The 20,977-nt window shown below is 45.9% G+C and carries 22 protein-coding genes; 7 read left to right on the top strand and 15 right to left on the bottom strand.

Features of this window, described 5'->3' with window-relative positions; genetic code table 11:
• Positions 1–533 precede the first annotated feature (533 nt).
• Positions 534–1,457 carry an alpha/beta hydrolase gene (locus tag DY78_RS07130; RefSeq protein ID WP_024624424.1) on the bottom strand — a complete coding sequence of 308 codons (924 nt, stop codon included), beginning with the start codon at positions 1,455–1,457 and terminating at the stop codon, positions 534–536.
• A 102-nt stretch (positions 1,458–1,559) separates the two neighbouring features.
• Here DY78_RS07130 and DY78_RS07125 point away from each other — a divergent pair, with 102 nt between their 5' ends.
• From DY78_RS07125 to DY78_RS07115, 3 genes are read left to right on the top strand one after another with little or no spacing between them, the layout of a single operon-like run.
• A complete protein-coding gene (locus DY78_RS07125) occupies positions 1,560–3,362 on the top strand; it encodes a M3 family oligoendopeptidase (RefSeq protein WP_024624425.1) in 1,803 nt (600 codons plus the stop codon).
• 17 nt (positions 3,363–3,379) lie between these two features.
• Positions 3,380–3,796, top strand: a complete 417-nt coding sequence (locus DY78_RS07120) for a helix-turn-helix domain-containing protein (protein ID WP_024624426.1) — start codon at positions 3,380–3,382, stop codon at positions 3,794–3,796.
• Between the two features lie 8 nt (positions 3,797–3,804).
• On the top strand, positions 3,805–4,656 hold the full coding sequence (locus tag DY78_RS07115; protein ID WP_024624427.1) for a hypothetical protein: 852 nt from the start codon (positions 3,805–3,807) through the stop codon (positions 4,654–4,656).
• An 86-nt stretch (positions 4,657–4,742) separates the two neighbouring features.
• Here the strand turns inward: DY78_RS07115 and DY78_RS07110 are convergent, their stop codons facing one another.
• The 6 genes from DY78_RS07110 to DY78_RS07085 form a co-directional block, all read right to left on the bottom strand.
• Complete coding sequence (locus tag DY78_RS07110; RefSeq protein WP_024624428.1) at positions 4,743–5,030, bottom strand: LasU family protein; 288 nt, start codon at positions 5,028–5,030, stop codon at positions 4,743–4,745.
• A gap of 466 nt (positions 5,031–5,496) precedes the next feature.
• Complete coding sequence (locus DY78_RS07105; RefSeq protein WP_024624429.1) at positions 5,497–6,291, bottom strand: alpha/beta fold hydrolase; 795 nt, start codon at positions 6,289–6,291, stop codon at positions 5,497–5,499.
• Between the two features lie 111 nt (positions 6,292–6,402).
• Positions 6,403–6,723 (bottom strand): thioredoxin family protein, encoded by a 321-nt coding sequence (locus tag DY78_RS07100; protein ID WP_024624430.1) that lies wholly within the window; start codon positions 6,721–6,723, stop codon positions 6,403–6,405.
• Between the two features lie 134 nt (positions 6,724–6,857).
• Positions 6,858–7,976, bottom strand: coding sequence for a PLP-dependent transferase (locus DY78_RS07095; protein WP_024624431.1), 1,119 nt, complete (start codon positions 7,974–7,976; stop codon positions 6,858–6,860).
• Between the two features lie 402 nt (positions 7,977–8,378).
• On the bottom strand, positions 8,379–8,600 hold the full coding sequence (locus DY78_RS07090; protein WP_024624432.1) for a hypothetical protein: 222 nt from the start codon (positions 8,598–8,600) through the stop codon (positions 8,379–8,381).
• A 164-nt stretch (positions 8,601–8,764) separates the two neighbouring features.
• On the bottom strand, positions 8,765–9,466 hold the full coding sequence (locus tag DY78_RS07085; protein ID WP_024624433.1) for a hypothetical protein: 702 nt from the start codon (positions 9,464–9,466) through the stop codon (positions 8,765–8,767).
• Positions 9,467–9,700: 234 nt separating this feature from the next.
• Between DY78_RS07085 and DY78_RS07080 the strand changes: the two genes are divergently transcribed.
• Entirely contained in the window at positions 9,701–10,135 is a 435-nt protein-coding gene (locus tag DY78_RS07080) for a MerR family transcriptional regulator (RefSeq protein WP_024624434.1), read from the top strand.
• Positions 10,136–10,947: 812 nt separating this feature from the next.
• Here the strand turns inward: DY78_RS07080 and DY78_RS07075 are convergent.
• The 7 genes from DY78_RS07075 to DY78_RS07045 all read right to left on the bottom strand — a co-directional run bounded on the left by DY78_RS07075 (position 10,948) and on the right by DY78_RS07045 (position 17,505).
• Positions 10,948–11,196 carry a hypothetical protein gene (locus DY78_RS07075; protein ID WP_024624435.1) on the bottom strand — a complete coding sequence of 83 codons (249 nt, stop codon included), beginning with the start codon at positions 11,194–11,196 and terminating at the stop codon, positions 10,948–10,950.
• A gap of 16 nt (positions 11,197–11,212) precedes the next feature.
• Complete coding sequence (locus DY78_RS07070) at positions 11,213–11,515, bottom strand: hypothetical protein (protein ID WP_024624436.1); 303 nt, start codon at positions 11,513–11,515, stop codon at positions 11,213–11,215.
• Between the two features lie 207 nt (positions 11,516–11,722).
• On the bottom strand, positions 11,723–12,400 hold the full coding sequence (locus DY78_RS07065; RefSeq protein WP_024624437.1) for a hypothetical protein: 678 nt from the start codon (positions 12,398–12,400) through the stop codon (positions 11,723–11,725).
• 481 nt (positions 12,401–12,881) lie between these two features.
• Positions 12,882–13,331, bottom strand: a complete 450-nt coding sequence (locus DY78_RS07060) for a hypothetical protein (RefSeq protein ID WP_024624438.1) — start codon at positions 13,329–13,331, stop codon at positions 12,882–12,884.
• A 12-nt stretch (positions 13,332–13,343) separates the two neighbouring features.
• A complete protein-coding gene (locus DY78_RS07055; protein ID WP_024624439.1) occupies positions 13,344–13,727 on the bottom strand; it encodes a hypothetical protein in 384 nt (127 codons plus the stop codon).
• A 13-nt stretch (positions 13,728–13,740) separates the two neighbouring features.
• On the bottom strand, positions 13,741–14,754 hold the full coding sequence (locus DY78_RS07050; RefSeq protein ID WP_024624440.1) for a lipoate--protein ligase: 1,014 nt from the start codon (positions 14,752–14,754) through the stop codon (positions 13,741–13,743).
• A 504-nt stretch (positions 14,755–15,258) separates the two neighbouring features.
• Complete coding sequence (locus tag DY78_RS07045; RefSeq protein ID WP_024624441.1) at positions 15,259–17,505, bottom strand: SH3 domain-containing protein; 2,247 nt, start codon at positions 17,503–17,505, stop codon at positions 15,259–15,261.
• A gap of 534 nt (positions 17,506–18,039) precedes the next feature.
• On the opposite strand from DY78_RS07045, the gene DY78_RS07040 reads away from it, so the two are divergent.
• The 3 genes from DY78_RS07040 to DY78_RS07030 all read left to right on the top strand — a co-directional run bounded on the left by DY78_RS07040 (position 18,040) and on the right by DY78_RS07030 (position 19,770).
• Entirely contained in the window at positions 18,040–18,489 is a 450-nt protein-coding gene (locus tag DY78_RS07040; protein WP_024624442.1) for a universal stress protein, read from the top strand.
• Positions 18,490–18,544: 55 nt separating this feature from the next.
• Positions 18,545–19,435, top strand: a complete 891-nt coding sequence (locus DY78_RS07035) for an RluA family pseudouridine synthase (RefSeq protein ID WP_024624443.1) — start codon at positions 18,545–18,547, stop codon at positions 19,433–19,435.
• A 131-nt stretch (positions 19,436–19,566) separates the two neighbouring features.
• Complete coding sequence (locus DY78_RS07030) at positions 19,567–19,770, top strand: hypothetical protein (protein WP_024624444.1); 204 nt, start codon at positions 19,567–19,569, stop codon at positions 19,768–19,770.
• Here DY78_RS07030 and DY78_RS07025 read toward each other — a convergent pair.
• Positions 19,739–20,881 carry a glycosyltransferase gene (locus DY78_RS07025; protein WP_024624445.1) on the bottom strand — a complete coding sequence of 381 codons (1,143 nt, stop codon included), beginning with the start codon at positions 20,879–20,881 and terminating at the stop codon, positions 19,739–19,741. The two genes, DY78_RS07030 and DY78_RS07025, sit on opposite strands and share 32 nt — an antisense overlap.
• Positions 20,882–20,977 lie beyond the last annotated feature (96 nt).

Genomic DNA, 20,977 nt, shown 5'->3' with positions numbered 1-20,977 from the left:
AGGTTATGCTGAACAATTTGTCCAAAAATTCGGATTAAATTTGCAATCTACCATAGACATTGTTTTTCATCCGTCTACTAGCCATAATTCAAGTTACCGTAACAGCTGGTCCAATCTAAAACAATCCCATCAGATATAATAACCAACATAAATGGCGCGACTAAAATTTTAGCCGCGCCATTTATATATCCAGAACTCAATTAGTTAGGCGACAACGGTAATAGCAACCGCCGTGCAAGTGGCGTTAGTTCGGCATGCTTTTGAGCGAACTTACGGTACCGACATCAATATTCAGCCATAATTTCATATACTTAGTGTTGTTTTGAAAGTGAGTTGAAATCAGCAATTGGCTGACCGTAATGGAATCGTCCTGAAAGTGGCGTTAACGGGCGTTTTTTGCCCGTTTACACCACGGACGTCTTTTGAGACCTGGGCTTGGGGCTCAAAAGCGAGGTCCAAGACCGGTTTTCAGGCTTGGACCGGTCCCAGGACGATGGCATTACGGTCGGCCAATTGCGGCAATAGCAAACCACTCATTTTACATATTGCGCTAAAAAGTCAGCGACGTGCTGTTTGTATTTGGCATAGTTCTGCGTGATGGCGGTCGTGTGCCCGGCACCTTTGACGAGCCAGAGTTCCTTGGGCTGATTGGCGTTACGATATAACGTCTTGCCCATTTTAGTTGGAACAAAGTCATCCTTGGTACCACTAATAATCATAATCGGTAATTTATTTTTGCGAATCTGACTGACGGCATCGGCTTCACCAAACGTGTAACCGGCCCGTAGCTTCGTGATGGCGCTGGTGACATCGACGAGTGGAAACGCCGGTAAATTGTATAATTGCTTGGCTTGATAACTAATAATCGCCTTGGCACTCGTGTACGGGCTGTCGACCACATAAGCTTTGATTTGAGGCAGTTGCTGCTCGCCACTCGCCATCGTCATGCCGGCGGCGCCCATACTGATGCCACTCATGACAATTTGCTTGGTGGCGGTGCGCTTGAGCACCGTTTTAGCCCACTGTAAATCATCACGCCGTTCGAGCCAGCCATATCCAATGGCGCGGCCGGCACTGGCCCCGGATGCCCGGGAATCCATTGCCAGTACGTTATAGCCCAATTCGTGATACATGCCCGCCCAGGCGCCCATAAGCGACTTATTCCCCGCAAAGCCATGCGCTAAGACGACGGTCTTGGTCGACCCTTTTTTGGGAATATACCACGCCACTAGTTTCAACCCGTCGTGCGATTTAATGGTCCAAGTTTGTTTTTTAACGTGCAAGTACCAATACTTTTCGCGATAAACCTGACTTTTTTTCGATAATGTGGTGCTCTGTGTGACGAAGGCTTTATCGCCACGGGCAATCGCGACATGGTAAAAATAACTGCCCGCACCGATTAACCCACCAACGACAATCACCACAATGACGCCGAGCGTCACCCACCATTTTTTCATCCTGCCACCCTCATTGATTTTTATTCGACAAAATTTCGCCACTACTGTCATAATAACGTTTATAATTAGAGATAACTAGACCACATTTGAAGGAGTGCCGTGATGTCCTATTCAGAAACGTGGGATTTAGAGTCGATTTTCCCTGGTGGCATCGATTCACCCGCCTTACAAACTAAAATAACCACCATCCAAAAACAATTAAAGGAAACTCAAGCCACTTTAACCAACTGGCGCGCCGATGCAGATACCCCGGCGTTTGATTGGTTCGTCCAAATCGTTAACGACTTACAACGCCTGCAAGCCGGCTTGGCACAATGCCAAGTTTTCGTCGTCGCCATTCAGTCAGCGGATGCCCGCAACACCAAAGCCAATACCGTCTTAAATCAGTTGTATCAACTCGACAATCAGATTGAACAGTTGATGACCCAATTCAAGAAGCACTTAGTGGCCTTGCCAACGGACACGTTTACCGCCATTATTGCACAGCCCGACTTACAAGCCGTCGCCTTTAATTTAACGGAGATGCGCAAACAGGGTCTCGCCTTATTAGATGATCAAACGGAAGCCTTGATTAACAACTTAGCCGTTGATGGCTTTCAAGGTTGGAGTGACCATTACGATACGTTAGTGAACGAATTGACCGTTACTTATATTGACGCTGACGGCACGTCCCATCAATTATCAGCCGGCCAAGCACAAAACATGTTGGCCGCCGACATGCCGAACGAACAACGCGCCAACTTGATGGCCAATTGGGAACAAACTTGGGCGGACCACGCCGCCCCCTTTGCCGATACCTTAAATCATCTCGCTGGTTTTCGTTTGCAAGACTATCAGGCCCATGGCACCACCGATTTCTTACGCAAACCATTAGACCTCAATCGCATGAGTCGGGCGACCTTAGATACGATGTATCAAGTCGTGGCTGACCATCAAGAAATGTTATTGAAATACTTACAACGCAAAGTCGCTTTAATGGGCAAAACGCAACTCGACTGGCAAGATGTCGAAGCGCCTTTAACTTTAGGCGCCGCGACGAATACGCAAACTTATGACGAAGCGGCCGAATTTGTGATAAGCAACTTTCAAAAGTTCAGTCCGAAGATGGCCGCTTTAGCGCGCTATGCGTTTGAACATCGCTGGATTGAAGCGGAAAATCGGCCGAATAAACGTCCCGGCGGTTATATGGATAACTTGCCGGAAACGCAAGAATCTCGCATCTTTATGACTTTCACTGGGTCGCCCAACGATACCGCCACCTTGGCCCACGAACTCGGCCATGCGTTTCACGCCGACGTGATTAAAGATTTGCCATTTTGGCGCCAAGACTATACGATGAATGTCGCGGAAACGGCTTCGACCTTTGCCGAACTCATCGTCGCCGATGCCAACGTTAAGGCGGCCAAAAGCACGCCGGCTAAACTCAATTTGCTCGACGCCAAGATGCAAAATCCGCTGGCGATGTTTTTAGATATTCGCGCTCGCTATTTGTTTGAAACGAGTTTCTATCGTGAACGACAACAACATCCAGTAACTCCCGATGAATTATCAGCGCTAATGCTGACGGCGCAAAAAAACGCTTATGGCAATGCTTTAACCACATATCATCCGATGTTTTGGGCCAGCAAGTTACATTTTTATATTAGTGATGTGCCATTTTATAATTTTCCATACACCTTCGGCTACTTATTCAGCTTAGGGATTTACGCGCAAGCAAAAAAGAGTGACCACTTTGAAGACCAATATATCGCGTTACTTCGGGACACGGCCAACATGTCGACCGAAGCCTTGGCTAAAAAACACCTCGGCGTTGACTTAACCAAACCTGATTTTTGGCTCGCTGGCGTTAGCTTGATTCGCCGCGATATTGATGAATTTATGGCCTTATCTGCGCCATTATTATAAGAAATGGATGTGAGCATATGTTTCCTGAACGTTTACGCGCCTTACGCCGTGGGAAAAAACTAACGCTTAGTCAATTGGCTGATGCGTTGAACGACCTCCCAGATGCCGACTTAACGAGTCGCCAAAATACGCCCGCTCAGATTGGTAATTGGGAACGGAATTTACGGACGCCATCTTATTTAGAAGTTCGCAAACTCGCCGAATTTTTCCACGTCACGACCGACTATTTATCCGGCCGCGCCGACCAAGAAGAATACGACTTAGGCCGCATCTTCTTATCTGGCAAACCACTGACTTTTAATCAAGAACAGCTTTCGAGCGAAGACCGTTACGAATTATTTCAATTGATGGATGGTTACTTGCACGGCCGGCAACAACGCACGACCACTGATCCGGTTGGTCAAGAAGAACTTGATTTACATTTTGATAACTAGGAGTATTTATGAATCCCAAAAAGCTCAAACAATTAAAAAAGCAGGTCAAAAAAAATGCGACCGCCCCGTATATCGACCAACTCTTACATTTTCGGGATTTATTTCAAAATGACCAGAAAGTATTAGTCTTGATCAACAATGTCTTAGAAGCAGACCGCTTATTAGCAGCCGGGTTGGCGCCGCAACAATTACCTGAATTACAAGTCCCCGATGATTTTCAAGACGAATTATTCCAGCGTATCAACACCACCTATGCCATGGATGACCCACAAGGTGATGCCGAATGGAATCAACTTTCCGCGGCGTTACCCAAAGTCGACAAGTTGCTGCGCGATTTCCGTGATTATATCGAAGACCGCTACGGCATGTGGGCCTACATTAGTGCGCCGTTCCTAAAAGATCTCGCGGACTTTGTCGGCCAAGCCCCTGTTTTAGAAGTCATGGCCGGTAACGGTTATATTTCGAAGGGGTTAAAACGCCTACACCCCAGTCAAACCATCATCACGACGGATTCCAAAGCCTGGACCAAAGAAGCCCATAATCAAACCGGTAAGCAACCAGTCACTAATATTGAAGGCTTAGATGCGGTCAGCGCGTTCAACAAGTACGCCGACCAAATCAAGTATGTCATCATGGCTTGGTCACCCGACAAGTTGACGATGGATTGGGACTTACTGCAAGCCATCCGTGCCAACGCCAACGATGTCACGTTAATTTGTATCGGTGAAAAGTACGGCGCAACGGGTTCCAAACAATTTTGGGACCAAGCAACCTATTTGGACAACCCCGCCGTCGACCAGCTAAATGCCCATTATCGGCACTTTGATTTGATTCACGACGCCGTCTACTTAATTAAATAATCAATTAGAAATCGCAAAAAACGAGCGCCGGATTAGCCTACTGAGCTAGTCCGGCGCTTGTTTTGTTGAATACCTTTAAATTTTCATCAGTTATGTGCCATGAAGTAAATGCTTACTAAAACAACCAAGGCTAAAATGACCACAAAGTAGCCAAAATAAAGTTGTTCATCACGGCCATACACATGTTGTTCGCCGTTAGCGGCCTTGACTAAGGTGCCCATCGCCAGTACAAAGAAGGCATAGACGCCCAGACCGACGATACTGTACACTAACCAAGATTCGCCCCCATTTTGGTCATTTAACGTCAAGGCAAGACCGTATATCAATGTCATCATTAAGCCAAATGTCGGTATAATTGCTAAAACTTTCCCCATAGTTCTCCCCCACCATTTCAATAGTTCAATTATGCCACGGCCATGCTGGCATCACTACTGACTTTACAGGATTTGAACAGGTCCTTTACACAATTCATACAAACCAGTGTTTTCCAGTACCATTCAAGACAAAAAAATGAACCGCCACTTCCAAAAGGTAACGGTTCGTTTCGGCATCATTAAAAGCTGCCGAAGGATGACAAACTACTTTCGATTTTTCTGGCCCCATTTTTTCAACACCCATTTGATTATCAAATATCCCAATGCGATCACAATGATGAAGTTAACAGCAATGTAAATCATATCACCATAATACGTCACACCTAATAACATAAAATCCCCCCCGATTCCTAAACCATCACCTCATAATATCAAAAACACATTGAATTCACTACCAATAAAAAACAATCCCCACCAAAAATGATGACGATTGCTTGAATGATAAGTTGGTGACTGAAAAACGTCCCTACTCGTTAGTCGCAATTAAGTGTTCATGTAAGAAATTAACCGCGGCTTCATGCATCTTATGTGGAACATGATGGACTCCGCCATCTAAATGTTTGAATGTCGTCTGCGCTAACGCTGGCGTAGCGGCAAAGCGGTCTTCAAAGTCGTGGACATATTTATACGGCACCATCGTATCCGCCGTGCCGTTGAAGAAAAACATTGGGCGACCAGCTAACCGGTCAGCATGTTGTGACAAATCGAAGGACGCTAATTGCGTGTAAGTCTGCGTCAATAAATCCGCTGGGAGCTTAGCTTGTAACGCAGCTGGTAATTGTGCCACCTGGTCTTTAGCAAACGCTACCGGTTCAGGGGACCCAATCAACGAAACTCCGGCCACGACGTCGGGTTGCGTCGCCATCACGCCCGCAGCGGTAATCCCACCCATGGAAGTCCCCATGACCCCGATACGAGCTGGATCACTAATGCCCGCAGTAACTAGCGCTTGCACTAACCGTGGAAATTCCGCTACCGAATGCCCGACGATGGACCAGAAGTGCTCCGGATGACGGTCCAAATCAGTCCCGTCATTGCGGCTCCCATGTAAATAAGCCGTGGGTAAGATTACTCGAAACCCGGCCCGGACGAGTTGATAACTAGCAACGAGTTCGGACGACGTTTGCGTGGTCCAACCGTGATAGTCAATAATCGTTGGCAGCTTCGTTTGCGCTTGACTGGCTGCAAAGACGTGCAGCACCGGCAAGTCGTCCAGCTTAATCTCGCGAACGACGACATCTTCAAATACATTGCTTGTCATTTTTATCACCATTTCCAGAATTAATAGTTAATAGTGTAGCAAAAATTAGCGGGCAAATAAATAAAAAAGCGCCAATCGTCAGTGATAGCCAACGATTAGCGCGTAAATTTATTATTTTTCTAAGGTATCTAAGAAATCTTCAACTTGTTTTTGCGTCTTGCGGAACTTATCCACGTAACGACCGATTTCTTCGCCGTCTTCAATACCGACAAAACTAGGAATCCCCATCACACCCATATCTTGGGCGATGTCGATGTTGGCGTCACGGTCAACCGTAATCCAATCATATTGATCGTATTTGGCTTCAATGTCAGGCATTACCGGCTTGATAAAGGCGCAATCTGGGCACCAATCCGCCGTGAAGAATAACATGTGTTTACCAGTTTTAATCCGTTCGCGAATTTCTTCGTTACTCAAAGTTGCTGTTGCCATTTGAATGCCTCCATTAATCTCATTTGTTATCGTGCTTTAACCTTACCAGCTCCCACTAGTTTCAGCAAGCCCCATAACGAACTCTTCCAATGACTCAAGTTTACCACATACTTTTAGTAAGTAAAGTGTTTTGTCTACTGTGCGGCCTTAGTTAGTGCTTGGGTTAAGTCCGCTTGCAAATCCACCGCGGCTTCAATCCCGGTGGATAACCGCAATAAGTTCGGGGTGATGCCCTTCGCCGCGCGCGCTGCCTCACTTAAATCCGCATGCGTTTGGACGGCTGGGACCGTCACCAGACTCTCGACGCCACCCAAACTCTCGGCGAATGAAATAACGGTCAACGCTTGTAAAAACTTATCCACATCCACACCGTCAGCTAAATAAAAACTAATCATGCCACCGCGGCCGGGATACAATACTTTATCCACATGGGGATTACTTTGCAAGGCTTGCACTAACACTTTGGCGTTGGCTTCATGCTGCCACATCCGTAACGGCAAAGTCTTTAAACTCCGTAACAATAACCACGCATCAAACGGATCTAAGACTGCCCCGGTCGTGACCAGATTGAATTCGAGTTGGTCCGCATCCGTTTGCTGTTTCGCAATCACTGCGCCGGCCAAAATATCGTTATGCCCGGCGAGATATTTCGTGGCCGAATGCACGACAATGTCGGCCCCGAGCGTCAGCGGCTTTTGAATCAACGGCGTATAAAACGTGTTATCCACAATGAGTTTAATGTGATGGGCGTGAGTAGTCACCGCGGTGGCGGCAATATCAATGACTTTCATCGTCGGATTGGACGGTGTTTCCAACCACAACGCGACCGTCTTTGCATCGATTAATTGCGCTAACGCCGCTTGGTCCTGCCCATCCCACACGGCAAAGTCCAATTGATAATGGTCGTGTAATAAATCGAAGAAACGGTAGGAACCGCCATAGAGATCATCCGACACAATAATTTTATCGCCACTTTTGAACAGCGTAAACACGAGTTGGATAGCGGCCATCCCCGAACTAAGCGCAAAGGCAGCCACCCCTTCTTCGAGCTTGGCCAACGTCGCTTCTAAGACACAGCGCGTCGGTTGGGCCTCGCGGGGATAGTCAAAACCGGTTGATTGCCCTAAACCCGCGTGACGATACGCCGTCGATAAATAAATCGGCGCCGAGATTGCGCCCGTTTTTTCATCGTCAGTCCGATTGCCAGCTTGCGCCAATAACGTTTCAATATGTAAAGTTTGTTTATTAGTCATAATCTCAACCTCTTTCTGATTTGCGAACAACGAAAAAAGCCGCCCCAGAATCTAATCTGGGACGACGATCGCGTGTTACCACCCAAGTTTAATAACAAGTCACCTTGCTAAACTTATCGAGTTGTTGCCAACTCTCTGGGGTAACGGCCAGTACCGCTAGGACAGCTTCACAACCGTCGCTAGGCATTCCGAGTTCATCTTCAGTCAGTTAGCGAGCACCGCTTCTCAGTTATGACGGCTTCCTGTCGCTCACACTCTGACTTACTCTTCTCATCAACATGTCTTTTAATGATATTTTCATCTTACTCTAATCATCCAGCAGTCGTCAACTATTCTTGTGCACAAAAAAATCGCCGTTAGTTGCTCGACGATTAGTACTTGATTAACATGTAATCCACTCTCCTAACCAACTAAATCTAATTGCCGCCGAATCTCATTTAATTCGGCTTCAATGGCGGGGGTGGCCGTTTCAACAGCGCTTAATTGATTCAAACGGTGTTGCAGAATTTGATGTTGCGAGGCCAAGTAATGGTCGCGCCCAGTCCGCGTGACTGCACGTCGGGGCGTCGTCGTTGAACGCCGACCCAAATCTAACTGAATAACAGAATCATCATAATGCCACATCTTGAACGGTCGCTCCTTTCTATAGTTAGTCTAATTACGTCAAACTGTCATGAACAGTTTATGACTTGCTATACGTTAACATGTTTAGACTAACTGTGCAATAGTTCACACATTCCATAAGCTTATCTTAATTATAGGCCCTTCCACTAAGACGAAGGCCAGCTTTATTTTAAATTATTTTCCAAATGCGCCGCCCGCAATAGCGACCACGCCACGGGACTGTTTAATTGCGTCACATCAAACGTCGCATCATCCACCAAACTGAGCCAATACGCATCTTGAGCTAACTCACCACTCACGGCTCGACTCGTCGGGCTACAATTATCCAATACCGCGGTTTGCGCCAACAAATGTTGTAATAATTTCGTCAAAGCAGCGGGCGTCGCAATTAATTGTAAATCCGTCACCTTGGCCGCTAACAACCAACAACGGGCTTGATTGGCCAAGCTGTGTAACTTCCGGCTAACGACTGCTTTGGGCGTTAGGAGCGGTGTTTTTAATGCCACCACCGTTAAACTAAGTAACGCCGCCGCCGTATTAATTAATCCCGGGTGCGTCAGCGCTGCTAAGTCGCCGACCAAATACCATTGTTGTTGAATCTGGTCACTGCTAGGCAAAGCTAACGCCGTTAACACGCCTGACAGTTGGTCAATTAACTTAGCGACCGGCGTCCCATCCACCCGTTCGACCAAACTGGCGAGATCGTATTGGGGATAAATCTCACTCATATCTTGATGCGGATTCCATGTTAATAAATCCACATCATCACGCCCCTTAAGCTGGGTTAAAATAGGTTGCGGATTCGTATCCCAGGGCGTGATTGGTTCAAAATCATGACCAGTTTGTTGTAAAGCATATCGTTGCATTAAAAACACCTCCTGACTTACATAAGAGCATAGCACCTTCGTCTTACTTGAAGGCAATCCCCTTGTTTCAAAATTTATGATTAAATATAAAACTTATTAATTTACTTTATTATGATAAATGCTTATAGTTACTGTAATGCAATATATTTGTTTGAAATGTTAATTTGGTTGTTGGCGGGCTTTTCAGCCCAATAACAACCATTAATTGTGGCATTTTTCCAAGGAGGGTTCGAGTTGTCCTATACAATTCAAGAAGTGGCCAAGAAAATGAACGTTTCCACGTACAGCATTCGTTACTACCATGATCATGGTATGTTACCGTTTGTGCAGCGTGATGAAAACAACAATCGGATTTTTGAAGACGTTGACCTAGAATGGCTCAGCATTATCATTTGCTTGCGCTCAACGGGGATGCCCGTCGAACGCATCCAGCATTACTTAGACCTCGTTCAAGAAGGCGAACAGACCGTTCCAGAACGTTATGAAATGATGAAGGCCCAGCAAAAGCGGACCTTGGGTGAAATAAACGACTTACAAAATCATCTCAAAACAATCAATCGCAAAGTCGACCACTACGCCGACGTCTTGATCAACCACAAAGTTGATAGCTTCGTGCCTTCCAATATGGAAGAAGTCGTTAACCACGAAGTTTATACCGATCAACCTTAATTAACTTTGACGTAAACTAACTAGTCCCCCTCTGACGTAACCGTCAGCCGGCGGACTTTTTTAGTTAACAAGCCGAAATGAGTCTGACATCCAGATGCGGATTAATTGTCGCTTCCGGTCAGCAGTAATTCCAGTCGCAGTGGCGACCGGTTCGAGCCAAAAAGCGGTCTCTCACCTCACTTTGAAGCTTGGCACAGTTCGCCAATCTCCAAAGATGTCGGTGCTGTAAATGTCGGAAAATCACCGGCATTAACACCACTTGCACAGCGACTTCCATTACTGCTGCCCTCCAGCTGGATTACGACTATTATTCAGAGCCAACAAAGGAGTCGCCACTAGTATATTAAATAGTGGTGACCCCTTAGTCGTACTGTTCAAATAATAAGTGTCATTAAGCCATAGCTTGCTGGAGGTCAACGTTTGTAGACTTGTGTCACAGACATGTTCTGCCTACGCATATCTTTTCTAACATCCCCCTTAGTTACAACCGATTCTTTCTTAAAGTAGATTATTGATGGTTATTTTTGATTGGCTTAACTGCCATCAAAAATATTCAGCCACAATTTCATACACTTAATTTTGTTTTGAAAGTGAGCTGAGATTAGCAATTGGCTGACCGTAATGGAATCGTCCTGAAAGTGACGTTAACGGGCGTTTTTTGCCCGTTTACACCACTTTCAGGACGTCTTTTGAGACTTGCTTTTCAGGCTCAAAAGCGAAGTCCAAGACCGCTCCTCAGGCTTGGACCGGTCCCAAGACGATGGCATTACGGTCAGCCAATTGCGGCAATAACCAACTACTAAAAGGAACCGCTACAACCGACTAACGAGCCAGAAATAGGCGGTTTCGACACAAATCATGCCAATCCAAGCGCCTAAGACCCATAACTGGTGCCAAGGTGATTTGGGCCAGCGACTGTCGAAATAAAATTGTCCGGCAATGACTGCTACAATGCCCACGGCTAAGCCGACTTCTAAATTAATGAAACGCATAATCCAAGGCCCAATGAGCCCGGTCCCTAACATCAGCCATAAACTTAAATTTTTGATTCCTTTTGTCATGGTTAGTCCCTACTTTTTAAAAGTGAATAAACTTCAAAATCAGCACATAATAAACCAATACTAGCAGACCGACTCCTAACGTTTCCAGTAACGCCAGCCATTGACCGCCCGCCGTACGGCCGGTGGGGCCGAAGCATAACGCGACCCCACCACAGATAACACTAATCGTCCCGAGGTTTAGCCCCCAGTCATGACTATACATCATCACAAACGGCCCAACTAATCCGGCCACGATGGCAATCCACTTGGCAGCGATTAAAATCCCGCGGCCGAGTCGTTTGTCGTCTTCATCATATTTTTCATTTTTCTCTTTTGCCATGTTAATTACCTCGCATCGTTCATTTACTAATGGTCCCTTCCAGTATGCCTGAAATTAATTAGCGACGCAAGAAGGCGGTTACAATTCCGAACTTAAAAACCCCCATCGTTTCCGGCGATGGGGGGTGCTTAATTCCGCTAAACTCACGCTTAGCAACTTTTACCCACTAAGCATAATCCTTAAAGTACACTCTAAGTCAAACTTTTTTTATTTATAGGCGGCAGAAACAACGGCCCAAACATCGGCGCCTTGATTAATTTGTTGTTGTTCCAACGCGCCATGGCTATCAATTCGATAACGCCCAACTAAATGTGATACCTCGTCGTTCATATTTTCATAGACTTCCACGTAAACGAGACCATCATTGTGGGTCGCTTGATTGAACAGAAAGTCATTCTTAGTCACACTAACTTGATACTTGGGAGCAACTTGTTCAAAGACCCAGTTATTCACTTGATCCGTCGTCAAGTTCGTCGCGGCCTTGACCTTGGAATGGTCATTGACTGGGGCTTCGGTTGACGAACTGCTGCTACTACTGCTTCTTGAACTTGAGGTGCCAGAAACACTGGTGGTCCCCGCTAACTCTGCCTGATGACTGCTAGCTTGGGACGATTTAGCGCTACGCTGGCTGCTTGAAACGGCGGCACTGGTCGTTGAAGTTGCCGTACCCGTGGTAGATGCGGCTTTGGCAGCGTGCTTAGTCGTCGCTTTTTTAGCGGCAGACTTCGCAGTTGATGAATGTGACGTCTGTTGACTGGCAACGGATTCCGACATTGCTTGGGTCGCACTTGATGTCGACTGAGTGTTCCGCGGCCAGAAGTAATAGCCGCCCCCTAAAACTGCAATGCCTACTAATAATGAAGTGGTAATAATCGTTTTTTTCATAACTAATCAACTCCCCAAAATTAATGGTCTTGATGCTAACTTAACCATACGCTTAGTTGCGTCATTTTACCAACAATTCCCAGTATTATATACAAACTTTACACGATTTTCACAAACAAAAAAAGTCGGCCGAGCTACCGAAGTAGTTCAACCGACTTTTAATCACGGTACTGGCCGAAACCAGCAGGGGTGACACTCCACAATGTCAGTGACCCAGACACTCTGCAATCCCGCAGAAAAACGCATCCCGCTATCAATATTAGTCACTAGCCGCTCGCGCGGAACCATCATCACTGATGATCTGACTCTATCGACTCATCGCATCAACTACCCTATCATCTTTTACCGTCGAATGCAAGTTAATGACAAAAAAATCACTGCCGCAGCAGTGATTCCGTTGGTGTGATTGTATCGGCTCTGATACCTTCTATATCATAACTGACCAATGTAAAGTTCCCATTGATTCCATGTAAAAATTTGGTTATTCTGCCGCTTCGGTAATTTGATTCAAGCGTTCGATTTGACCAGTTAGCCAAGTCGTTAATAACTTTTCCGCCCCGGCGACGTCCGCGACGACATCGTCCACACTGCCCAATTCATCAATCCGCAAACCCGATGGTAAAGCTTCGGATTCGGCAATCATGTAAATGTTGATTGGCATGTCTGCTTCGGCGTCGGTCACTTTGCCAATTTCGGTTAAATTTGCTAATGGCAAATTAATGACACTCGTTTCTAGCCGAAAACTGATGGCGGGTTCGTGCGTCGTGGTCAACGTAGCTTGCGCTAAGGCGTCGTTGTTAACCGCCGCCAATAACTGGCCTAACCAAGTGCCCACTTGCGCGCTAACTTGGTCATAAGCGGCGTCTAGCGTCGTTTGGGTGACCTGTTCGGCCGTAACTTCATCAATAAAAGCTTGTACGTTTCGTTGCATATTATCCCTCGTTTACTTAGTTTGGTGGCGCTCACGCGTTAATAGAACTAGCGTGTAAAAGTTCAAAACTAGCCCAATCGCCACAATGACTTCCAGCGCTAATTTGATTTCCATGGCTGCATCGCTTTGATAGCCAGACATTAAGGCACTGATTAGTCCCAGTGAGTAAATAATTAGCACCAGGCCCAACACATAAAACCCTAACATGCGATTGACATAAATTGCTAAAATACCGACCAAGTACAAGACAAGCGCAATCAACAAGCCTTGCCACATTTCGGCGGTCGATAACCGCGTCGTTTGTAAATGGAAATGGTAGGTCGACATCATCCAATTGACGATACCGTAACAAAAAAAGGATACTAACGCAAATGCGACTAAGCGTGTGAGTTTCAACCAATCACCCCTATTATTGGGCGATTAAATCAATAATGGCTTGACGATCAATACCAGTGAAGTACCGGTTTAAATCAAGTGGTGCTAATTTTTTAGCAATTTCATCATGATCGTACCGCAGCCCGGTTAAGGCTGTTTCAATGTCATGAACGTCGCCACTACCGAAGAAATCCCCGTAGAATTTAATATTTTCGATATGACCATCGCCAACTTGTAGCCGTGCATCGATGGTTCCCATATCAAAATGTTTACGCCGTTTAACTGAGAATTCTGGTGATTTACCATAGACCCAATCCCAATTAGCATAATAGTCTTCATAAATTTTATCAATAGCTTTTTGTTGTTCGGGGGTCACGTGATATTCCTTGTCCGCAATTTCGGCCAAGTCTGTCACATGGAATAATTTTTTAAGTAACGTGTCTCGGAATTCAGGCACTTCAATATTTTGATACTCTGGTGATAAAAATGGCCGTAAATTAGTGACCCGGCTCCGCACGGATTTAATCCCTTTCGAAGCAATTTTATCCGTTGGCACGGTCAAAGCTTGAGGTACGACATTTAAATCAACATTCAACATTAAAGTCCCATGTGAGAAAGTTTTCCCATTGCGTGAATACATCGCATTACCAGAGAATTTTTTACCGTCGACTAATAAGTCATTGCGCCCACTGACATTGGCCGTGGTTGCCCCCATTTCGTGCAAGGCTTCGATAATTGGGGCCGTAAAAGTTTTAAAGTCCCCAAATTCTTGACTGTCACTATCCACCACAAAACTGAAGCATAAGTTACCGAGATCTTGATAAACTGCCCCCCCACCAGACAGGCGGCGAGTAACCGTAATATCGTGTTCACGCACGTAATCCGCGTTGATTTCTTCCAACGTGTTCTGATTGCGGCCTACAATGATACATGGTTTTTCATAATAGAACAAAACTAATGGTTCATCAAATTCAACATTGTTCATCAAATATTGTTCGGTCGCCAAATTACGACCAATTTCATGATCTTGCATCGAAACATAGTACATCTCTTAATCACTCCTCAGCTTTAAGTTACTCTAATCATACCGCAGGAAACAAAAAAGAGCTCACCATGTGAGCCCCGTTTTGGAAGAACCAGTGAAAATGGCTTAGTAGGGATTCTTCATCCCGTAACATCACTGCTTCACAATCCATATCCTTGAACGTTTTTGATTGGCGGCAATCCGTTCTCCATGGAAATCTGCGTGCCATCAATAGATGGGAGTTGGTCAGTTGGTTATCCGAAATTAGCGGAAACGCTGTTTACTGCACTAGCTATCACTTGACGGGTTTGTTACAACAACTGGGTAACGTTTTGTTACTGACCTCAGATTCTTCCGATGAATCCAATATATCACACAATGTAAGCGATTGCAACGACATCAAAAAAACAACCCAGCTGCTTAAGCAACCAGATTGCCTGAAGTTAATAGCGGTCGTAATCGCTATTCATCTTACTAACTAGATTATAAAACCGACGCGCTTAAATCACAATTGATATGCTTGAAAATTTAGTCAACAACAGCTACATAATGGGTCGCGCCAGAACGGCTTAAATAACGCAGCCAAGTATACCCATCGGCTTGGACTTTACCATTGTAATAAACGACTTCATCGGGATAGTAACGGCCAACAATTGATGCACTCGTACTTGGCGCCGTCCGAATATGGGTCGTGGTCGAGAAGCGGAACGCCCCACTTTGTGCACTCACATTGCTGCCACCGTTATTGGTAGCGCTACTCCCGCCGACCGCGACATAATGGGTGGCACTCGAATAAGCTTGATAACGTAACCACGTTTGACCATCCGCATTGACTTTACCATTATAGTAAACCGTTGAACCAGCGTCATAAGTACCGACCGTTGCGGCACTATTACTTGGCGCACTCTTGATCGCCGTCGTGGCGGTAAAGCGATACGACCCACTCGTCGCCATAACATTCGCACTGGCATTGCTGTTGCCGCCGTTACTACCACTGCCGCCAACCGCAACGTAGTGCATGGCGCCAGAATATGACTGGTAACGCAGCCAAGTTTGCCCGTTAGCCGTCACTTTGCCATTATAGTACACCGTATTGCCGGCATAGTATGTACCGACCGTGGCCGCATTATTATCTGGCGCACTCTTAATGGCTGTCGTTCCCGTGAACCGGTACGACCCACTCGTCGCCGTGACGCTTGGTTGACTTGGCGTTGGTGTGCTGCCGCCGCCAGTACTGCCACCACTAATAGCGACATAGTGTGCGCTACCAGAATAAGACAAATAACGGAGCCAAGTGCGGCCTTCAGCGGTTACTTTGCCGTTATAGTAAACGGTCTCGCCAGCATTGTAGGTCCCTAAAGTTGCGGCACCCACACTAGGTGCTGATTTAATGTCAGTTGCCGCAGTGAAGCGATATGACCCACTCGTCGCCACGACAGTTTCGCTTGGCGCCGGCGTTGGTGCGGGGGTTGGCGTCGTTGCCGCCACATCGTCACCACTCATCGCCACATAATGGGTCTTGCCTGAATATGACGTATATTGGAGCCAAGTTAACCCTTCAGCATTGACTTTACCGGTGTAACGCACGGATTGGCCGGCGTCATAACTACCAACGATTTGGCCACCTTTACTAGCACTATTGCGGATATTCGTGGCGGTCTTGAACGTATAAGAACCACCTTGGCTAGCATTATTATTGTTGTTATTGTTTTGATTGGTATTTGGCGCGGTGCTGATATTGCCGGGATTACTTGGCGTTGTCGTATTATTATTACCGATTGCTTCAGTATCCCAAGCATTCAAATTGTATTCGTTAATAATCTCAATCAACTTAGCCGCATAATCCGGTGCGGTTGCATAGCCATCTTGTGATAACAAGGCCGCGACTTTTTGATAATCAGTCACCCCGAGTAAATTACTATAGCGTGGATTAACATTTAAAAATGCGCCATGATCTTCCACACTTGCCGCCCAGTTAGGGTACTTACGGAAGTTATCGGTAATCGTAATATACTGACCGTTGACGAATTCTTGGGTCTTAAAGGCAATCGATTGGCCTTGATAGTCCCCCTTAATCCCGAACAAGTTGTTGCCTAACGTTGACAATTCTGAGCGGCCCCAGCCACTTTCTAAAATCGCTTGCGCAGCCGTAATTGATGGTAATACTTTATGATTACGCCAACCAGCAATGGCCCCGGACTTGATTGAAGTCAAGAAGCCCGTTGTATCCGCGGCTGACCGTGCCATAAAGGCATGCATATCATAAAAACCAGGTCCTAAGCTGTGGTCTTCGCTCAAAGTTGCGCGCTTAGCAGCCGCTTGTTTTTCAGTTGCAGTCGCGCTGTCGGCAGCGCTGGTGGCACTAGTAGCGGCACTACTACTGCTAGTGGCTGAACTTGCCGCATTGCTAGCTGACTGGCTCACGCTTTGGCTGCTACTTTGACTTGAACTTTGGCTAGCACTGGCACTACTGCTTTGGCTGGCCGCTTGCGATGTCGCGGGTGCTGAACTAGCAACCGCATTGGAACTACTGCTGGCAGCATTCGCACTTCCGCTCGTAGCTGGTGTACTGGCAGTCCGACTTCCGTTGGCCGCAGTCGTTGATCCTAAACTTTGACTTTGTGCATTGGCGCTGCTGGCACTACTTGAAGTAGACGCGGCTTTCGTTGCTGGTGCCGGTGCCGAGCTTTCCGTCGCCGCTTTGCTGTTCATCATCGGCAACAAAGCGGTACTTAACATCAATGAAGCAATTACTTTCGTCATTCCCATTTTCAATTCTAATTCCCCAAATCTGTGATTGAATGTGTATGTGACAGAGCGACAAGAATTCTTGGATAGTTTTCGATACTGCTGTTACAGGACTAATGTTAGCATTCTGACTTCTTACATTCAATTCAGATAACTCATTATCGTTTTATTAATAATATTTTATAAACGATTTTATTATATATGTTCACTAATTTATTCATAATAAAAGTTATCAATTTAAGAAACGCTTTTAAAAAGACAACGGTTACATCGATTGCTACACTAACTAAAAGCTGTGTTTTTTCAAAATTATTTTGATAAATTGCTTCATACCTAAAACTTAAATTTGATTATAAATCAAGCGGTGATTTTCCCTAGCCATCCATTGCAATTATTACGTTTTCGCTTAAGAAAAACTTCAAAATTCTTTCCCACATAAAAAACATAATGTTAAAAAATCGCAGCCATCCCCGTTAACTTATAAACTAAAAGGCTTACACTTTTTACAATTAATGCTAAAATAAAAGTATTAACTAGCCATATCAAACGGGGGTAACCACTATGTTACAACAATATCAAAATATCTTGGTACCAGTCGACGGCTCCAAGGTAACCGAAGAAGTTTTAAAGCGCGGCATTGAAGTAGCCAAACGTAATAACACCCATTTAGACATCTTAAACGTCTTGGAAGTTAACCAATTCAGCGACACGTATGGCGGTGCGGTCAGCGGTGATGTCATTTATAAGTTATCCGAAGACGTTCAAAAACGACTCGAAGAATTGAAACAACAAGCGATTGACGCTGGTGTGACCGACGTTGAAATGCACGTTCGTTTTGGGAATCCGAAAACGGTCATTGCCCGTGAATTTCCAGCGGATCACCACAATCAATTAATCATGATTGGGTCGACCGGTCTCTCTGCGGTTGAACGCTTAATGGTCGGTTCCGTAACGACTTATGTTAGCCGCAATGCCATCTGTGATGTTTTAATCGTTAAACCAGAACAATAATAGCTTTAAATGGTGCGGTTAACCGCACTATTTTTTTAGTTAAAGGAGTATTTTTATGACCTGGACCAAACAACTCGTGATTCCAGCAAACTTAAATAATTGGACGGTCCGGGACTGTTTGAAACATTGGCTGATTCCCAAACGAATTCAGGGCCAGTTGCGGCAAGGTCATCGAATTTTGGTCAACGACTTACCGGCCTCGGTTGCAACCGTCGTTCATGAAAATGATCAGTTAACGCTGACTTTTATTGAAAGTGACTTTCGGACGCCTACTTCTAACTACTTGCCAGATAGTGCAGCGACCGTCCAAATCTTATATCAAACGCCAGATTTAATCGTCGTCAACAAGCCCGCTGGTGAAAAGGCTCATCCGAATCAACCCGGAGAAGTCGGTTCGGTATTAAACCATTTAGCGGCCTATTTAGCGCCGGAACATCAAGCGCCTTACATGGTACACCGATTAGACCAAATGACGTCAGGGGCGATGTTAGTCGCCTTAAATCCGATTGTAGTTCCTATTTTGGACCGCCTAATTAGTGACAAATCGATTCATCGCACGTATTACGCGTGGGTTCGTGGCCACTTTGACCAACCGAGTGGCCAATTCACTAATCCGATTGGGCATCACCCCACCGATAAACGCAAGCGCTGGATTGATACGCCGGACGCCCAAAGTGCGGTCACTGACTATCAAGTTATCAAAACTGGTAGTCAGCATACCTTGGTAAAACTGGACTTACAAACCGGGCGCACCCATCAATTGCGGGTGCATTTAGCCGCTAATGGCCATCCCATCATCGGCGACCCACTGTATGACTCACTGGCTAGTGGCAACTCCCGCTTATTCTTACATGCTATTCAATTATTGTTACAATTACCTTTCAGTGACGACTTCGTCACGGTTAATGCCCCGTTGCCAGCAGTTTTTGACGTTGAACCCAACTAAACATCACCAAAAAACCAGCCTTTTGAAATTTCGATTTCAAAAGGCTGGTTTAGTTATTAACCAAAGAAAACTTGTCAGTCGCATTCCCAGCACGTTGGTCGTATGCTACCGGCAAAAAGGAGTTGGCAATCATGCCTTTTTATAAAAATAATGATTTTTGGTTAGGCTTATTTATCATCGTGGCGGGTTACTTCAATTTTCAAGATAGTCGCGGGTCGATCTGGGCCTCACTCATCGGTATTGTAGGTTTATTTCTGGGTGCTATCCTTTTCAGCAAGCCCCTCTGGTTACGGCATCAGGCCCTCAACCAATCAAATCAGCATCATCATTCGTAGACTGAATAATGACTTGCGGTAAGTACTGCTGTGTCAATAACCCCCACCACTGGTGAACGATGCGAGCCAACGTGAAATCCTGACTACGCAACAAGGCTTGTTGGGCATAATACTCACGTTGTTTAATGTGTGCTAGCAATGGCCAAAGTCCACGCCACAAGCCCCAAATATCTTGAGCCGGCGTTAAAACGCCGTACTGCGAATCTTGTAAATATTCGGCGGAACCCGTATTCCACATTGAGACCACCGGCAAGCCCATGGCCATCGCTTCACCGATGACTAGTGGCATCCCTTCCCACCGTGACGCCATGACAAAAATCGAAGCTTGCCGATAATGTTGCTGCAAGGCGACATCCTGTAAGGCCCCCCGATAGATGATCCGGTCTTGAACGCCTAATTCATCCACTAAGCGGTGGAACGTGGCCATATCATGGGGCTTACCACTCCCGGCAATCGCTAAACGCCAGTCACTCGGTAATTCGCGAGCAAGTGCAACCAAGTAATCGACCCCTTTATGTTGTAAATCAATCCGCCCGGTAAAGGCGAGTGTATGTTGTCGTAAATCGGCAGGCTGTTCAGCCGGTCGCAAGGTCAACGGATTATAAATCTTAACCGTATGCGGATTAAATCTGGAATACCCTTCCCAATCGTAATCCGTCAACACGACCACCGTATCAGCTGCCATTAACCCTAATTTGAATTCCGTCTGCATACCGACATAATATTGGTTCAAGTAAGTGTTCACATTATTGTGCATCCAAGCAATGACGTTTAAGTTGGGTAACGCCGCCTTGATGGCCGGGGCAAAGCTGGTCAATAAGCCACCGGGCAAGATGACGGTATCCGTCTTTTGGTTTCGTAGTGTGGCAATCAAATCAGTTATCTGAATAGCATATTTTTCTAACGGCCGGGTCCCAAAAAAGTTATTAATCGTCGCATCAGCTGGCCGGGGCGCCACGATTAACGGTGCTTGCAACTTAAAAAATACCGGTGGTTGGGCCAAAGCATAAAAGGTGACCGCCGCTTGCGTACTCAACGCATTACCGAGCACGGTCGTCGCCCGTTTGACGCCATCCATCACCAAGTTTTCAACAACTAACATCACTTTCATTGCCAACACGTCCTTTCGTAGCCGAACCGACAACAGCAGATGCGTTATTATAGCAGAATTAATTAAAATAAGGTTAAAATATGCTTAGCGACGTTC

This window comes from Lactiplantibacillus fabifermentans DSM 21115 (genome assembly GCF_000498955.2).
Taxonomy (GTDB): domain Bacteria; phylum Bacillota; class Bacilli; order Lactobacillales; family Lactobacillaceae; genus Lactiplantibacillus; species Lactiplantibacillus fabifermentans.
The sequence above is the reverse complement of the archived record's forward strand: the minus strand, read 5'-3'. Positions and strand labels throughout refer to the sequence as shown.

Bases quoted from the DNA above. Each gene is read 5' to 3' on its own strand.
- DY78_RS07040 (WP_024624442.1), top strand. From the start codon at position 18,040: ATGTTACAACAATATCAAAATATCTTGGTACCAGTCGACGGCTCCAAG.
- DY78_RS07025 (WP_024624445.1), bottom strand. From the start codon at position 20,881: ATGAAAGTGATGTTAGTTGTTGAAAACTTGGTGATGGATGGCGTCAAA.
- DY78_RS07115 (WP_024624427.1), top strand. From the start codon at position 3,805: ATGAATCCCAAAAAGCTCAAACAATTAAAAAAGCAGGTCAAAAAAAAT.
- DY78_RS07035 (WP_024624443.1), top strand. From the start codon at position 18,545: ATGACCTGGACCAAACAACTCGTGATTCCAGCAAACTTAAATAATTGG.
- DY78_RS07110 (WP_024624428.1), bottom strand. From the start codon at position 5,030: ATGGGGAAAGTTTTAGCAATTATACCGACATTTGGCTTAATGATGACA.
- DY78_RS07065 (WP_024624437.1), bottom strand. From the start codon at position 12,400: ATGAAAAAAACGATTATTACCACTTCATTATTAGTAGGCATTGCAGTT.
- DY78_RS07085 (WP_024624433.1), bottom strand. From the start codon at position 9,466: ATGCAACGATATGCTTTACAACAAACTGGTCATGATTTTGAACCAATC.
- DY78_RS07125 (WP_024624425.1), top strand. From the start codon at position 1,560: ATGTCCTATTCAGAAACGTGGGATTTAGAGTCGATTTTCCCTGGTGGC.
- DY78_RS07105 (WP_024624429.1), bottom strand. From the start codon at position 6,291: ATGACAAGCAATGTATTTGAAGATGTCGTCGTTCGCGAGATTAAGCTG.
- DY78_RS07130 (WP_024624424.1), bottom strand. From the start codon at position 1,457: ATGAAAAAATGGTGGGTGACGCTCGGCGTCATTGTGGTGATTGTCGTT.
- DY78_RS07075 (WP_024624435.1), bottom strand. From the start codon at position 11,196: ATGACAAAAGGAATCAAAAATTTAAGTTTATGGCTGATGTTAGGGACC.
- DY78_RS07070 (WP_024624436.1), bottom strand. From the start codon at position 11,515: ATGGCAAAAGAGAAAAATGAAAAATATGATGAAGACGACAAACGACTC.
- DY78_RS07060 (WP_024624438.1), bottom strand. From the start codon at position 13,331: ATGCAACGAAACGTACAAGCTTTTATTGATGAAGTTACGGCCGAACAG.
- DY78_RS07050 (WP_024624440.1), bottom strand. From the start codon at position 14,754: ATGTACTATGTTTCGATGCAAGATCATGAAATTGGTCGTAATTTGGCG.
- DY78_RS07100 (WP_024624430.1), bottom strand. From the start codon at position 6,723: ATGGCAACAGCAACTTTGAGTAACGAAGAAATTCGCGAACGGATTAAA.
- DY78_RS07095 (WP_024624431.1), bottom strand. From the start codon at position 7,976: ATGACTAATAAACAAACTTTACATATTGAAACGTTATTGGCGCAAGCT.
- DY78_RS07090 (WP_024624432.1), bottom strand. From the start codon at position 8,600: ATGTGGCATTATGATGATTCTGTTATTCAGTTAGATTTGGGTCGGCGT.
- DY78_RS07030 (WP_024624444.1), top strand. From the start codon at position 19,567: ATGCCTTTTTATAAAAATAATGATTTTTGGTTAGGCTTATTTATCATC.
- DY78_RS07120 (WP_024624426.1), top strand. From the start codon at position 3,380: ATGTTTCCTGAACGTTTACGCGCCTTACGCCGTGGGAAAAAACTAACG.